Origin of the sequence: Antrihabitans spumae, assembly GCF_043944905.1 — a bacterium.
In the GTDB taxonomy this organism is placed as follows: domain Bacteria; phylum Actinomycetota; class Actinomycetes; order Mycobacteriales; family Mycobacteriaceae; genus Antrihabitans; species Antrihabitans spumae.
Window position 1 is genome coordinate 107,823 of record NZ_JBIMSN010000016.1, and the last position, 15,517, is coordinate 123,339.

Genomic DNA, 15,517 nt, shown 5'->3' on the forward strand with positions numbered 1-15,517 from the left:
ACGGCCTGCAGGTTTCCGAGCGAGCGGCCACGGGAATCCAACGTCAATGACAACCGAGGAAACAACAAACGCCGAACAGACCGATGTGCCGGAACATGTACTGGCAGGTATTCGGGTAGCCATACTCGCCACGAACGGCGTCGAACAGGTCGAGCTGACCGAACCCCGTGCAGCCATCTTCGATGCGGGCGGAACGACCGAACTGGTGTCGCTCGACGTCGGCGAGATTCAGGCCATGAACCACGACACCGAGGCTGCCGACGTCTTTACCGTCGATCGGGCAATCTCGGAGGTGTCGGCCGACGACTTCGAAGCTCTCGTATTGCCAGGAGGGACAACGAATCCCGACGCGCTGAGGCAGAGCACCGAGGTCGTCGACTTCGTCAAGAGCTTCTTCGCTGCCGGAAAGCCTGTCGGCGTCATCTGCCACGGAGCCTGGACCCTCGTCGAGGCCGATGTAGTGCGCGGCCGGACACTGACGTCGTACCCGAGCATCCGGACCGATATCCGCAACGCGGGAGGCATTGTCGTCGACGAGGAGGTCGTCGACGATCATGGCCTGGTATCCAGCCGCAATCCCGACGATCTGCCTGCATTCTGCGCGAAGATCGTGGAAGTGTTTGCGGTGACCCGACATCCGGTTCTCGACGCAGGAGCGACCGCTGATGCCGGCTGATTCGGATTATGGTCGGGCGCGCCGGCTGCAGGAGTTGAACCGGCGTGCCCCGGAGTCGACCGTTTCCCGGGAAGCGAACGACTCTTGGCAGTGCTTACCCGGGGTTGGGGTGCACAAACATGAGCCCTAGCGCAGCTGTGGTCGCCCGTTTGTATCCGAAGTCCAAATGGACGGCACGCGTTTGAACCTGGGCGCCAAGCGAGCCTGCCGAAATTGTGTCAATCTCATAGTCGAGTGTGACGAATCACAGCAAGAATCACTGCACAAATCACAAAGACACAATGACGCAGGAGGTCGACGATGACCACAGCCGACGCAAAACCGACAGCCGACGCAAAACCGACAACCGAGCCGCACAGCATCGAGGTGCGAAACCCCGCCGATGGCCGGGTAGTCGGATCGGTCCCCATCGATACAGCCGACGACGTAGCGGCGAAGGTCCGCGAGCTGCGGCTGTATCAGCCGGAGTGGGAGGCGATCGGGCCGAGTGGCCGTGCGGAATGGCTTCTGAAACTGCAAGATTGGGTCTTCGACAATGCAGACCATATCGCCGACGTGCTGCAGTCCGAGACATCCAAGCCACGCCTCGACGCCAGCATCGAACCGCCTTTCGTTGCCGACATCATCGGCTACTACTCGAAGAACGCCGTCGCTTTCCTCGCCGACGAACACCCGTCGCCGCACAGCCCGCTCGGGATGGTCAAGAAGCTGACGACCGTGTACCGACCGCATCAGGTTGTCGGCGTCATCACGCCGTGGAACTTTCCATTTGCAATGCCTGGCATGGATGTTGTCCCGGCCCTGCTCGCCGGTGCCGCGGTGCTGCTCAAACCGTCCGAGGTAACTCCACTCGGTGGTGCGGAACTCGTACGTGGTTGGAAGGCCATCGGTGCTCCACCGGTTCTCGAACTCGCGACGGGACTTGGCGATACAGGTGCAGCGGTGGTCGCGAACGTCGACTACGTCCAGTTCACCGGTTCGACACGCACAGGCAAGGCGATCGCCAAAGCCTGCGCGGAGCGACTGCTCCCCTACAGCCTCGAACTCGGCGGTAAAGATCCCGCACTGGTTCTTGCCGACGCCGATCTCGACCGCGCAGCGCACGGCATCGCGTGGGGCGGCTTGTTCAACTCTGGTCAGGTCTGCGTTTCCGTCGAGCGGGTCTACGTCGAAGCGCCGGTCTACGACGAGTTCGTTGCCAAGTTGACGAAACACGTCGGCGAACTCCGCCAGGGGCAGGACGGTCGCGAGTTCCGCCACGATGTCGGTGCTCTTGCTACCGCGAATCAGCGTGACATCGTCGCACGCCACGTCGACGAAGCCGTCGCGGCAGGTGCGCGGGTGACCATCGGCGGAAAGCCCGGCGCGACAGGCACTTTCTTCGAACCGACAGTCCTCGTCGACGTCGACCAGTCGATGAGCTGCATCCGCGAGGAGACGTTCGGCCCGACCTTGCCGATCGTGAAGGTCGCCGACGAGGCCGAAGCAATTCGACTGGCGAACGACTCCGTATACGGCTTGTCCGCAACGGTGTGGACCTCCGACAAGGAACGCGGCGACCGCGTTGCTCGTCAGCTGGAGGCCGGCGCGGTGAACATCAACGACTCCATCTCGAACCTGTTCAGCTTTGCCTTGCCCATGGGCGGCTGGAAGCAGTCGGGCGTAGGCGCACGATGGGGCGGCGCGGCAGGACTGCGGAAATACTGCCGCGTACAAGCCATCACCACTCCTCGTGTGCCAACCCAGCAGAAGGAACTCTTCTGGTTCCCGTACTCGGTCCCGAAGGTGAAACTCGCACTCGCGGTAATGCGAGTCTCCGGTGCACGGGGTCTGCGTCGCCGCCTCGGACTCGGAGGAAACAAATGACCGTCGAGGGCAAGGTCGTCGTCATCACCGGCGGTGCACGAGGAATCGGGTTGGCGACAGCGACGGCTCTGCACCGACTCGGCGCGAAGGTTGCCATCGGCGACGTCGACGAGACGACCGTCAAGGAATCCGGAACAGAACTCGGGCTCGACGTCTACGGCAAACTCGACGTCACCGATCCAGACTCGTTCACGACCTTTCTCGACGAGGTCGAACGGCAGCTCGGACCGATCGATGTGCTGATCAACAACGCAGGCATCATGCCGACCGGGCGCGTCATCGACGAGCCGGACCGGGTCACGCGGCGAATCCTCGACATCAATGTGTACGGAGTTGTGCTCGGCAGCAAACTCGCGGCGCAGCGGATGGTGCGACGCGGTAGCGGCCATGTCATCAACATCGCGTCTCTTGCCGGCGAGACTCCGACGGCCGGTTTGGCGACGTACTGCGCAAGCAAGTTCGCCGTCGTTGGATTCACCGAATCGGCGCGGATGGAGTATCGCGACAAGGGTGTGGCGTTCTCGACCGTGCTCCCGACGTTCACGAACACCGAACTCACTGCAGGCACAGCGGGCGCGAAAGGCCTCAAGAACGCCGAGCCCGAGGACATCGCGAATGCGATCGTTTCACTGATCGAGAAGCCTCGGCGGCGGGTTGCGGTGACGCGAGTAGCCGGTCTTCTCGTCGCGTCGGCGAAATTCCTGCCGATTGCCGTGAGCGAGTTTCTCGTGAAGAAGACGGGAATGGACCACGTCTTCCTCGAAGACGTCGACACCGCCCAGCGCGCGGCCTACGAAGCGCGGGCTCGAGGCGAGGCCTGAGAGCAAAGTTCAAAAGCCGGCGCCGGCCGCGACCACAGTGTTGCGGCCGGCGTTCTTCGCCCGGTACATCAAGCGATCGGCCAGGTCGATCAGGCGGTACAGCGTCGCGCCGTGTACGTCGTCGCTGTTGACCGCCGACACCATCACGCCGATGCTGACCGTCAGACCTTCGTGATTGGACACGGTCTGAATCGTCCGTCTGATCCGTTCTGCTTCGCCTTCGGCGGTCACCAGATCGGCGTCGAGAATCACGACGAATTCTTCGCCGCCGATACGGGCGACAGCGGCCGAATCCGACGCAGTCACCTTCACGGTGTCCGCCAGACGCCGCAGCAGTATGTCGCCTGCCGCGTGCCCTTCGCGATCGTTGAAGTCCTTGAAATGGTCGACATCGGTGACGAGTGCCGCGATGGTCCGCCCGGCCGCCGCCGCTCGACTCGCTATCGCAGTGAACTCGGTCAGCAGTCCGCGGCGATTCAACAAGCCCGTCAGCGGATCGAGGCTGGCACGGTACTCGGCCGACTCCACTGCCGACGACAGGAGTTGGCGCAGCCGCACAACCGTCGCGGTGGGGACAGCAAGGATGATCGCAAACACCCAGATCGTCATGGCCCCCGTGACGAACGACTGCGCTCGCACCGTCGTGACGACAATGCCGATTGCCAGACAGATCGCCACCGTGATCGCGGCAACCCGGGGCGAGAAGGACACCGCGACGTTGGTGGTGACGACCGCGAGAATCCCGAGGACGACCTGTGCGGCAGCGGGATCGGTGAGAACGAGCGACGACGCGGTGATCGCGGCTGTTCCCAGCACCGCTATCAGCCCGTAGACCCTGGTGTCGAACTCTCGGAAACGAAGGACCAGCGCGACATTGGTACACGCGCAAACCGCGATCGCCGCAACTACCGGATACGAACCTGGCCGGATCGCACCCGGCGTCACACACGCAACGACGATGACCGGCAGCAGCAGGAGGTTGGTCAGGGCTCTGACGAACATCCGGTAGTCGAACCCCGGGCGCCGTGGTTCGGTCGGTTCATCGTCACTCGAGCGCACAACACCCCCATGGAAGTCAGGGAGGCCCGATCCCACCTGCGGATATTCGAATGGCAGCGTCCTGACCCTTCAGGAACGCTGTCCACATTGTTGCTGGCTTCGCGCGGAAATGTTGACAAAACGGCGCAGTCAAATCCTCACGATTGGGGTAGCTGTATGGGAACGGTCGGCAGGACCATCCCGCGTCCGATCGGCGCCAGGTGTGGAACGAGGCCTCCTGCTTCGGCAATCGCCATCAGGTCGGGAAGGTTGAAGGGGTCGGCGGCCTCCACATCGACCTGGTAGCCGAGGTCGCCCAAACTCGCCACGGTGAGCCTGCTCAGCGGATTGCCCGGCTCGGCGATGAAGCCCGACATCAACTCGTTTCGGAACACGGTCTCGCGCCAATGACCCTCGGCTGTTCCTGGCCCACCGGTGTTCTCGACCGGAACCGCGACAGCTGTGGTGGCCGCGCGGAGCGTCCGGTACTCCCCCATCGCAGCCGGACCGGTAAAGGTCGGATTCGAGGTACCGGCGCCGGCGAGCAGACCTTTTGCGCGCCACAGGGTGCCGATACCGAGCACGTGGCCCATCTCGTGTGTGATGACGTCGGTCAACGTCTCGTTCGATTCCATCTCGGCCAAGTCGGCGATATCGAACGACATGATGCCTTTGACGGGCAATTGTGAATCCGGTGCCGACGACACGGGCCTGAGGTGCGTCGGTCCTGCCTGTCCGAGGATGCGACCGGAGCCGTCGATGTCGGCGCCCTGGGAAAGGATGAGTACGTCGTCGACGACTTCGCCGTCGACGTTCACACTCGGCAGATCGCCGACGATGACCGTGGCCCATCGATCGGCCGCCGTGGTGAACGCCGCCTTCTGCGTCTCGGTCAAACCCCCGACGAAGCGCACCGAGATCGTGAACGGAGACGTCGTATCGGCGAGTTCGGCGGCGCGGGTCGGGTCTGCGCGTGCGACATACATCTCGTAAACGGCCATGTCCCGCAACCCTACTCGGAGCGCGCGCCTTGCGCCGTCGAGCGAAACACCACGAACCGCATCGCGAGATACATGAAGATCGCCTCGCAGCCACCGGCGACGAGACGCGCGAGATGGTATTCGAGTCCGATCGCAACGAGACCGGTTCCGACACCGAGAATGAAGGCGAAATAGTTGATCGCGATGACGATCGCGTATCGAACCGCCTGCCGTCCGACCGGAGAATGCGAACGGAAGTTGAAGGTTCGGTTCAGCACGAAGCTGAGCGCGAACGCCATGACGTAGGCAACGGTGACCGACACCGGAACCGGCCAGTCCCAGAGCCCGTGGAATACCGTCAGCAGCAGTAGATCGACTGCAAAAGTGAACGAGTTGATACACGCGAACCCGAGCAGTGTCGGAGCGACGATTCGATCGAGCCCGAACGGCAGGCGGCGGACAACCGCCTCGCACATTCTCGCGAAGGTGTCGACCGTGGTCGCGGTGGCCGTCATGACCCCAGCCTGACAATGCGAGATGACCGGAATACGACGGCGAGGTGAGCAAAGTGCGTTCCGCCTCGTACGCTAGATCCGCACAAACGAAGAGGAGCGAGTCAGCACCCATGCAGCCCACCCAAGCGAAACCTGAGGTCGGCGCTGCGCAGGAGCGTGCCCGTCAGGTCACGAGTGCCGTCGCCACCTGGCGAGGCCAACTGATCGACTTGAGCTGGCGAAATCAGCTGCTTTTCTATCGCGACCTTCGCTTCGGCACTCTCGACCTGGCAGATGCCGATCCAGTGGCTGTCGACGCACTGCTCGGCAAGCAGGCGGTGACGCTGTCCCGGCTGTACCGCAGGCACCTGCTCGCCGACCGAATGAAGCGCCTGCGCGCGATCCGCAACAAGGCACGCGAAGCGCTCGAGGAGCGTGGCATCACAATCTGCTACCTCGCCGTCGGGATGGCGACGTGGCGCAACGCCCAGGGTGCAGCAATCCCCGCTGCGCCGGTGCTGCTGCTCGAAGCCTCGATCACGGCGACCGGAGCAGCCGAGGACGATTTCGAGATCGAACTGACGGGTTCGCCCGTCGTCAACCCCGCGTTGCTGCACCTGCTTGCAGAGCAGTTCAGAGTCTCGATCGACGGCGACGAGCTCGCCGGATTGCTCGAAGGTTCGAGTTTCGATCCGCGACCCGTGTTCGACCGGCTCACCCATCGCGCGGGGTCGATAGCTGGTTTCGCGATCGACGACCGTCGCGTTCTCGGCACGTTCTCCTACACCAAGCTGCCGATGGTCGAGGATCTGGAAGCCAATCTGGCCGCGATGATCGACCATGACGTCGTCGCTGCCATCGCAGGCAATCGACATGCCGCGCGGGCGTTGTCGTCAGCCGGCTCGCCGGTGGACATCGAGGATCCGGATCGGATGCCGCCTGCCGACGAGTTCCTCGTACTCGACGCGGACTCGTCGCAGACCTTCGCGATCAACGCGGCGGTCGCAGGCCAATCGATGGTGATTTCCGGGCCGCCCGGCACCGGGAAGAGTCAGACGATCGCCAACATGATCGCGACGTTGGTCGCACGCGGCCAGAGTGTGCTCTTCGTGGCCGAGAAGCGCGCGGCGATCTCAGCGGTCCTCGATCGACTCGACGGGGTCGGACTCGGCGACGTCGTGTTCGACGTGCACGACGGTGGCGGGTCGAGGTCGGGCCTCGTGCAGACCTTGACCAGCGGTTTCGGTCAGGTCGGGACGCCTGCACACGACGAACTCGCGTTGCACGAACGCCTCGTCGTTCGGCGCGACCAACTCAATGCACACGACGAGGCGATGAACCGGCGCCGCCAGCCGTGGGATGTCAGCGTGTACGAGGCGCAGAGTGCGTTGCTTGGCCTTTCGGCGAAGTACGGTTCGGCGGCGGAAACCGATGTTCGGCTCGGCGGAGCTGCGGTGTCGGCGCTCGATTCGATCGCGATGCGACGGATCAGAGAGGAGTTGGCCGAATTCGCCGGACTCGGCGGCTTGACGATGAGTGCGTCCGACACTGCCTGGGCCGGTGCAGATATCGCCGCCGCGGACGCTGCTGAACACGCGATGAGGGCGGCCGTACAACTGCATTCGAAAACAGCTCCCGAGGCGTGGCGCGCACTCGACGAGGTCGCGTCACAGTCCGGGTTGCTCGGCGCGAAAACCGTTGCGGGCTGGGTCGAATTGCTGGGAACGCTCGATCAGGCTGCTGGAGTTCTACGACAGTTTCGGCCGGGTGTGTTCGATGCGCCGCTCGACGAATTGGTTGCGGCAACGGCGCCGCGCCAGCTGCCCCGAACTCGCGCCGGCGCGGTCGAGCTGTGGATCGGCGACGGCAAGCCGAAGCGAAAGGTGTTGCATGCCGGCCTACTTTCAGCGGTCGAGGTGCGCAGACGCTGGGCGGCGCTGACGCTCGACGGTGGGAATCCGCGAGTCCCGAGCGGATTGGCAGGCGCGCAGAACCGTTTGGGTCGGCTGCGGGCGGAGTTGGCGATACTCGGAAGACATTTGAGCTGGCTCGATTTCGACGCAATGCCACGACCGCTTTTGACGCAGACTCTCGCAGCGCTCGCCCGCGACGAACGGTCGCTGCGAAAGCTCCCCCGCATCAACGAATTGGCTTCGCGCTTCAGCAGAACTGGCCTGGATCCGCTGCTCACCGAGCTCCGCTCGCGCAAACTCGACCCGGAGGTCGTCGCCGCCGCGTTCGAAATGTGCTGGTATCGATCGGTTCTCGACAGAGTCGCCTTCGACGATCCGCTGATTGCGAATTTCGATGCCGGACTGCACGATTCCCATGCCACCGAGTTTCGGGACATCGACGCCCGCCACATCCGCGAGTCGAGCCAGCGGGTCCGCGATGCGGTCGGAAAACGTGCTGCCGCAGCGGAACTCGCCCACCCGGAGCAGACCAGGATCATTGCGGCCCAGGCAGCGCGTAAACGCGGCCATCTCTCGTTGCGCCAGTTGTTCTCCGCAGCACCGGATCTCGCGATGGCGATGAAGCCGTGCTGGGCGATGAGCCCGCTTGTCGTCGGCCATCTACTACCAGGTGACAGGCCCTACTTCGACGTCGTCGTGTTCGACGAAGCCAGTCAGATCATTCCGGCCGACGCCATCGCAGCGATCACCCGAGCACGCAGCGTCGTCGTCGCGGGCGATCGAAAGCAGTTGCCGCCGACGCAATTCTTCGCCGTCGACGCCGAGGACACCGGCGAGAACGTCGTCAACGACGACGGCAGTATCAACATGGCGCTGACGACTGGCTTCGAATCGATCCTCGACGTTCTCACCGCCGCATTGCGGAGCGACCGGACCCGCGCGCTGACGTGGCATTACCGCAGCCGTGACGAACGGCTGATCGCCTTCTCGAATGCGTGGGTGTACGACAACTCGCTGACGACATTCCCCGGCGTCGCGGGCCGAAACTGCCTGTCGCTGGAGCTGGTTCGGCAAGCGCGCAGTGCGGTGGCCGACGACGACAGCGTGACCGCCGAGGTCGACAAGGTGGTCGCCAAGATCCTCGATCACGCGGCGAATCGTCCGCACGAGTCGCTCGGGGTGATCACCATGGGTATCAACCACATGGAACGGATCGACCGCAGGTTGCGGGAGCGACTGCGGACCAAGCCGCGGCTACGCGCATTTTTCGACGACCCGCCGCGCGAGGCCTTCTTCGTCAAGAACCTCGAGCGTGTGCAGGGTGACGAGCGCGACGCGATCATTCTGTCGATCGGTTACGGGAAGCGTCCGGACGGCAGTCTGAGCCACAACTTCGGACCGCTGAACCAAGAGGGTGGACATCGACGCCTCAACGTCGCGATCACCCGTGCGCGTAGTCGGATGACATTGGTGTGTTCGTTCAGCCACAACGACATGGATCCCGAACGCTCGACGGCGCCGGGTGTCGCCATGTTGCGCGCCTATCTGCAGTACGCGGCGGCTCGCGGCGAGCAACTCGACAGTGGGCCGACGCGTCCTGTTCTCACGCCTTTCGACGTTTCGGTGCGCGATCGATTGGTCGCCGCGGGTGTGCCCGTCGTCGCCAAGTACGGTGTCGCCGGGCACTGGATCGACTTCGCCGCAGCACATCCCGACGATCCGGACCGACGGGTGCTTGCCATCGAAGCAGACGGTCCGAGCTATCACTCGTCGGCAACCGCACGAGACCGCGACAGGCTTCGGCAGGAGCAACTCGGGCGGCTCGGCTGGTCGTTCCACCGCGTCTGGGCGACGGATTGGTTCAACGACCCCGAGGCCTGCATCGCCAGGGCGCAAGCGGCGTACTACCGGGCTCTTGCCGTTGATGCCGCCGCTTTGCCCGTGGAGTCCGGTAGGCCGATCACCGACTATCGCGACGGCGAACTTGTCGCCGCCCTGATCTGGATCAGCTCCGACGGCGTCATGCGCGACAACGACGAGCTGTACCGAGAATTTATGGCAGCACTCGGATTCGGCAAGAGCGGAACACGAATTCGGGCGAGGTTCGACAAGGCGTTGCGCTACTCGCGGGTGCGGCTGTAGTTCGGTACCGCCGTGGTGACGAGCGCCCCAAGCAGAGCCACGCCCGCGAAGAGGTAAAACGCGGTCGACGACGCGATGCCCGCTCCGAGGAGAAAGCCGCCGATCAGCGGTCCGACGATGCCGCCCAGTCTGCCGAACCCTGCGCACCACGCGACGCCGGCTGCTCGCGCCGTTGTCGGGTAGTAGTTCGAGACGAAGCCGTAGATCAGCACCTGCGTCCCGATCGCCCCGATGCCGGCACCGGCGACAGCGAACAGAAGGATTCCGAGTGGCAGTTTCGTCGTCAGGACGATCAGCGCCAGCGCCGCCAAGCAGAACGTCGCCGCGATCACCCGCTGCGGACCCGTCCGGTCGGCGACGCGTGATGCGATCAAGCCACCGACGATGGCGCCGCCGTTGAGGACAAGCAGAAACGAGAGCGAACCCTTCGCGTTGTAGCCGGCTTCGGACATGATCTGGGGCAGCCAGGTATTGAGCCCGTAGGTGAGCAGCAAGCCCGAGAAGCTCATCATGCCGAGCAGCGCCGTTGGCCGTACGAGCGGTTTGCGCGCAAGTGCTGCGAAGCCGATACGGTCCCCCACTTCGCTGATCTCCCTGTCAGGCATGGGAATTCCGGTGCGATCGCACACGGCGCGCGCCTCGGCAACGCGACCGCGTGCCAGCAACCAGCGCGGTGACTCCGGCATGCGGACCAGCGCCAACGGGAGCAGAAGCACTAACGGGAGGGCACCGAGCCAGAACAGTCCACGCCAGCCGATGGCGTCCTCGAATGCGATGGCCGCGATCGACGCGAGTACGCCACCCGCCGGGATGCCGCTGTAGACGATGGCGTTGAACAGGTTTCGACGTCCGGCCGGAGCGAACTCCGCGATCATGGCTCCGACTGTGGCCACCAGACCGCCGACACCGATACCGGTCAGAAATCGAAGAACTCCGAACGCAGTGATGCTCGGCGCCATAGCGGTGGCGGCCATACCGATCGAGAACCACACGATGCACGTCAGCATCGTCCGGCGGCGACCGATCCGGTCACCGAACGCTCCCGCCGAGAGTGCGCCGACCAGAACACCGATCAACGCGTAGGAACCGAGCGCCCCCGCCGTGCCGGGATCGAGTGCGCCGAGTTGCGACGAGTCGGAGAGCAGCGTCGGCAGCACCGTCCCGTAGACGACGAGGTCGTAGCCGTCGAAAACGATTGCGGCAGTGGACAAGGCAACGATCCACAACACGCTCCGTCGATGACGATCACTGGACCAGGCGCCCGTGACAGCCGACGGGTTCGGCGCGAGCAATGATTCGGATATGGACATCGACAATCCTTCGAGTTCGACGAGCGCGGGCTCCCCGATCGTCTCCTCGTGTGGTGCGCATCACACCAGGTGTTTGCCTAGCCTTTACTCAGGGTGTCGGGTGCAAGGCCGTCAGGATGCGTGCAATCGGATCGGTGTGCACACGATCGGCGGCACCGACCCGAATTGGTGCAGCCTGAGGTATCGCAGCTCAGCACCGATTCGTCGGCAGCTCGATCCAATAGCGCCGCGCGGGTCCATATTTCGTGTCACGAATTCCTTCGAGAATCCCGCCGACGCGTTCGATGGTCTTTGCAGATGCCATGTTCTGAGCAGCGCACACGACGAGCGCGCGATGCAGCCCAAGGGCCTGCGCGTGGTCCAGCATCGTGGCCAACGCCCAGGCGGCAAGGCCACGCCGGCGCGCAGTCGGTCGAATACCGAAGCCGATGTGACCGGCCCAGCTCACATAGTCGTCGTCGATGTGTCGCAATGCAATCCCGCCGAGCACTACGTCAATATCGACGATCCACCTGTAGGTGACTCGAGGATCGTCGGTCAGGCGTTTCACCCACGCCGCGAAGCCGTCTGCCGAATGGACATGATCGCTTGGCTCGAGTCCGAATCCGTCCTCGTGGGCGCCAGGGCCCCACTCGGCATGCGCATCGAGCCAGGCGATACGCAAGCGCGTGGTCGGCTCGATCAGTTCGGGCACGTACGAATTCTACCAAGCACACCCGTCGACAATCCCGGCGAGCGAACAAATTGCGTCACCAAATCTGTTGCGGATCAACAGATATGGGATAGAATGGAACACATGTTCGATACCGGGGAAATCGAAAAACAAATCACTGCCAGACTCTCGGAGATGGCCAAAGAGATCGTGGCGATCCGACGCGACCTCACCGACACCACGAGAGCCGACGTCATCACCGCACTCGAAGTGGTGAAGTCGGCAAGTGCGGCAACGCAGGCGGTTGCGACGGCCGATCTGCACACCTCGCGTCGCGCCGAACGCGCCGCGAAAGGACTACCGAAACGGCAGTGGGACACCGGCGTCGCGTCCGAAATCGGGTTGGCCCGCCACGATTCAGCCAACAAAGGCGGACGTCACCTCGGCTTCGCGCGGGTATTGGTCGACGAGATGCCGCACACCCTGGCCCGACTCGCGTGCGGGGATCTCTCGGAATGGCGAGCCACCATGATCGTGCGGGACACCTTCGGCCTCTCCCGTGACGATCGGGCACTCGTCGACAGCGAACTGTGCAGTGATCCCGCCACATTGATGGGTAAGAGCGATAGTCAGGTGTCCGCCACCGCTCGCGCTGCAGTCGTGCGGATCGATGCCGAAGCACTCGTCCGCCGTGCATCGAAAGCCGTCGGCGACCGCCGCGTCACCTCCCGACCTGCACCGGACACGATGGCGTATCTGTCGGCGTTGCTGCCGGTCAAACAAGCCGTCTGTGTGCACGCGACGTTGATGCGGGATGCTGCTGCGATCGTCGGTGCAGGAGACGAACGAACGAAAAGTCAGATCATGGCCGACCTGCTCGTCGAACGCGTGACCGGACTGTCCACCGCGACGGCGGTACCGGTCACCGTCAACGTGGTTCTGTCCGACGAAGCGTTGCTCGGTACCGGGTCCGAACCGGCCGAGGTCGAGGGCTACGGACCCGTTCCGACGGATCTGGTCATCCGGTGGCTGCACGACGACGACGCCAAAAACGAACTACGCCGCCTTTACGCCAACCCCGAGACCGGGGCGTTGACGGCGATGGAATCGAAATCCCGAGGCTTCCCGACCGGGATACTGCGGATGACACGGTTTCGAGACAAGATCTGCCGCACCCCGTGGTGTGGCGCACCGATCCGGCACGGTGATCACGTCAGATCGGTTGCGAACGGCGGGGACACGACGTTCGACAACAGTGCCGGACTCTGCGAAGCGTGCAACTACGCCAAAGAAGCCGACGGCTGGACGACAACACCGGACAAGAATCAATCGGGTGAGTTGCACAGTTACCGGATCACCACCCCGACCGGGCATCAGCACCGCTCCACCGCACCACCACTGCCGATGCCGATGCCGGTACGCCACCACAGGATCGACATCTCCTCAACCGAGCACGCGGTTATCGACATCCTGTGGGCCGCGTGAGCAATCGCCTAGCATCGTCGGTGTGGACCTCCCCGTGATGCCTCCCGTGAAACCGATGCTCGCAAAACCCGCGCCCGAAATCCCCCGTGGCGCAGGCATGAGCTACGAACCCAAGTGGGACGGCTTCCGCTGCATCGTTTTCCGCGACGGCGACGAACTGGAGCTCGGCTCACGAAACGAACGCCCGCTCACGCGCTACTTCCCCGAATTGGTCGAGCTGCTCGCCCAAGCACTCCCCCAGCGGTGCGTCGTCGACGGCGAAATCGTGCTGGTCACCGACAAAGGACTCGACTTCGACGTTCTGCAGCAACGGTTGCATCCGGCCGAATCGCGAGTTCGCAAGCTGGCCAACGAGACTCCGGCCAGCTTCGTCGCCTTCGATCTCCTCGCGATCGACGACACCGACCTGACACCCGAACCTTTCAGTGAACGGCGACGCAGGCTCGAAGAGATCATCGACACCGCGCTCGCACGAGTGCACCTCACCCCACTGACCACCGATGCCGATGTCGCGCAGGACTGGTTCACCAGATTCGAGGGCGCCGGCTTCGACGGTGTCATGGTCAAACCGCTCGACCTGCCGTATCAGCAGGACAAGCGCGTCATGCTCAAGGTCAAGCACGAACGCACGGCCGACTGCGTCGTCGCGGGCTTTCGCTGGCACAAGGACGGAGTGGGCGTCGGGTCACTGCTGCTCGGTCTGTTCGACGACGACGGCCGGATGCACCACGTCGGCGTCGCGAGCAGTTTCACCGCAGCCCGGCGCAAAGAACTCGTCACCGAGTTGGATCCACTGCGCGCCAACGCTTTAGCCGACCACCCATGGCGGGAATGGGCCGACGCCCAAGCACAGGCGACAGGAAAGATGCCCGGCGGAGTAAGCCGCTGGACCGGGACCAAAGACCTGTCCTGGGAAGCACTGCGACCCGAACTGGTTGCCGAGGTTCGCTACGAGCACGTGATGTCCGGACGGTTCCGGCACGGCGGTCGACTCGTCAGATTCCGCTCGGACCGCACCCCCGAGTCGTGTACCTACGCTCAACTCGACGAAGTAGCACCGGCAGAACTCTCCGCAATCTTCGACGAAGCCGCGGCGGCGACCAAGGGAGCAACCACACCATGAGCGACGACCCGATCATCATCGAAGACGGCGGCAACCAGATCACCGTCACCAGCCCGGACAAGATCTTCTTCCCCAAGACCGGGCACACCAAGCTCGACGTCGTCCGCTACTACGAGTCGGTCAAAACGCCACTGCTCGCCGCGCTCGGCGGTCGACCGCTGCTGCTCGAGCGGCACCCCGAAGGAGCGGGCGGTAAGTCGTTCTTTCAGAAACGCGTACCGAAATCTGCGCCGTCCTGGCTCACGACAACCGAGGTGTCGACGCCGAACGGGACGACGAGCGACGCCCTCGTCGCCGCCGACCTCGCACACATCATCTGGGGAGTGAATCTGGGCTGCATCGGATTTCATGTCTGGCCCTATCACGCGGACACCCCCGAGTTCGCCGACCAGCTACGCATCGATCTCGACCCGTCACCCGGCATCGGCTTCGAGCAGCTGCGCGAAGGTGCTGTCCTGACACGCGAGCTGCTCACCGAGCTGGGTATCGACGCACACGTCAAAACCTCCGGCTCCCGCGGTCTGCACATCTATGCCGCCCTCGAACCGAATTGGGACAGTTATCAGGTCCGCGCGGCTGCGGTGGCGCTCGCCCGCGAGCTGGAGCGGCGGCACCCGGACAAGATGACGGCCGCATGGTGGAAAGAGGAACGCGGCTCCCGTGTCTTCGTCGACTTCAACCAGAATGCGCCACACAAGACGGTGTTCGGCGCGTGGTGCGTCCGGCCGAAAGTCAGCCCGCAGGTATCCACACCGATCACGTGGGACGAGCTGGATACGGTTGTCCCCGAAGAACTGACGATCGTCACGGTGCCCGCTCGCGTCGCCGACGGCGTCGATCCATGGGCAGGGGTTGCCGCGAATCCACAGTCCATCGCACCGCTGCTCGAGATGTCCGACCGAGACATGGCCAACGGCATGATGGACGCGCCATGGCCGCCCGTCTATCCCAAGATGCCGAACGAACCACCACGCGTTGCGCCGAGCCGTGCAAAGAAGACCTGAATAGAAGTAGCCT

General features: G+C 63.8%; 12 protein-coding genes. 7 read left to right on the plus strand and 5 right to left on the minus strand.

Features of this window, described 5'->3' with window-relative positions; genetic code table 11:
• The first annotated feature begins 46 nt into the window (after nt 1-46).
• The 3 genes from ACHIRB_RS03885 to ACHIRB_RS03895 all read left to right on the plus strand — a co-directional run bounded on the left by ACHIRB_RS03885 (nt 47) and on the right by ACHIRB_RS03895 (nt 3,363).
• The gene (locus tag ACHIRB_RS03885) at nt 47-676 is read left to right on the plus strand and encodes a type 1 glutamine amidotransferase domain-containing protein (RefSeq protein ID WP_395115965.1); all 630 of its coding nucleotides are present in this window, start codon (nt 47-49) and stop codon (nt 674-676) included.
• Between the two features lie 300 nt (nt 677-976).
• Nucleotides 977-2,542 carry an aldehyde dehydrogenase family protein gene (locus ACHIRB_RS03890; RefSeq protein WP_395123365.1) on the plus strand — a complete coding sequence of 522 codons (1,566 nt, stop codon included), beginning with the start codon at nt 977-979 and terminating at the stop codon, nt 2,540-2,542.
• Nucleotides 2,539-3,363, plus strand: coding sequence for an SDR family oxidoreductase (locus ACHIRB_RS03895; protein WP_395115963.1), 825 nt, complete (start codon nt 2,539-2,541; stop codon nt 3,361-3,363). The genes ACHIRB_RS03890 and ACHIRB_RS03895 overlap by 4 nt, the downstream gene beginning before the upstream one ends.
• 9 nt (nt 3,364-3,372) lie before the next feature.
• On the opposite strand, the gene ACHIRB_RS03900 is transcribed toward ACHIRB_RS03895, so the two are convergent.
• The 3 genes from ACHIRB_RS03900 to ACHIRB_RS03910 all read right to left on the minus strand — a co-directional run bounded on the left by ACHIRB_RS03900 (nt 3,373) and on the right by ACHIRB_RS03910 (nt 5,896).
• Nucleotides 3,373-4,365, minus strand: coding sequence for a GGDEF domain-containing protein (locus tag ACHIRB_RS03900; protein ID WP_395123364.1), 993 nt, complete (start codon nt 4,363-4,365; stop codon nt 3,373-3,375).
• Nucleotides 4,366-4,559: 194 nt separating this feature from the next.
• Nucleotides 4,560-5,402 (minus strand): leishmanolysin-related zinc metalloendopeptidase, encoded by an 843-nt coding sequence (locus ACHIRB_RS03905; RefSeq protein ID WP_395123363.1) that lies wholly within the window; start codon nt 5,400-5,402, stop codon nt 4,560-4,562.
• A gap of 11 nt (nt 5,403-5,413) precedes the next feature.
• Complete coding sequence (locus ACHIRB_RS03910) at nt 5,414-5,896, minus strand: GtrA family protein (RefSeq protein ID WP_395115960.1); 483 nt, start codon at nt 5,894-5,896, stop codon at nt 5,414-5,416.
• Between the two features lie 110 nt (nt 5,897-6,006).
• Here ACHIRB_RS03910 and ACHIRB_RS03915 point away from each other — a divergent pair, with 110 nt between their 5' ends.
• Nucleotides 6,007-9,930 (plus strand): AAA domain-containing protein, encoded by a 3,924-nt coding sequence (locus ACHIRB_RS03915; RefSeq protein WP_395123362.1) that lies wholly within the window; start codon nt 6,007-6,009, stop codon nt 9,928-9,930.
• On the opposite strand, the gene ACHIRB_RS03920 is transcribed toward ACHIRB_RS03915, so the two are convergent.
• Entirely contained in the window at nt 9,909-11,240 is a 1,332-nt protein-coding gene (locus tag ACHIRB_RS03920) for an MFS transporter (protein WP_395123361.1), read from the minus strand. The genes ACHIRB_RS03915 and ACHIRB_RS03920 overlap by 22 nt on opposite strands.
• A gap of 190 nt (nt 11,241-11,430) precedes the next feature.
• Nucleotides 11,431-11,934 carry a GNAT family N-acetyltransferase gene (locus ACHIRB_RS03925; protein ID WP_395115957.1) on the minus strand — a complete coding sequence of 168 codons (504 nt, stop codon included), beginning with the start codon at nt 11,932-11,934 and terminating at the stop codon, nt 11,431-11,433.
• 102 nt (nt 11,935-12,036) lie between these two features.
• Between ACHIRB_RS03925 and ACHIRB_RS03930 the strand changes: the two genes are divergently transcribed.
• From ACHIRB_RS03930 to ligD, 3 genes are read left to right on the plus strand one after another with little or no spacing between them, the layout of a single operon-like run.
• Nucleotides 12,037-13,377, plus strand: coding sequence for an HNH endonuclease (locus tag ACHIRB_RS03930; protein ID WP_395123359.1), 1,341 nt, complete (start codon nt 12,037-12,039; stop codon nt 13,375-13,377).
• A gap of 22 nt (nt 13,378-13,399) precedes the next feature.
• A complete protein-coding gene (locus ACHIRB_RS03935; RefSeq protein WP_395115955.1) occupies nt 13,400-14,500 on the plus strand; it encodes an ATP-dependent DNA ligase in 1,101 nt (366 codons plus the stop codon).
• Nucleotides 14,497-15,504 (plus strand): non-homologous end-joining DNA ligase, encoded by a 1,008-nt coding sequence (gene ligD / locus ACHIRB_RS03940; RefSeq protein ID WP_395115954.1) that lies wholly within the window; start codon nt 14,497-14,499, stop codon nt 15,502-15,504. Before ACHIRB_RS03935 ends, ligD begins: the two co-directional genes overlap by 4 nt.
• Nucleotides 15,505-15,517: the final 13 nt, after the last annotated feature.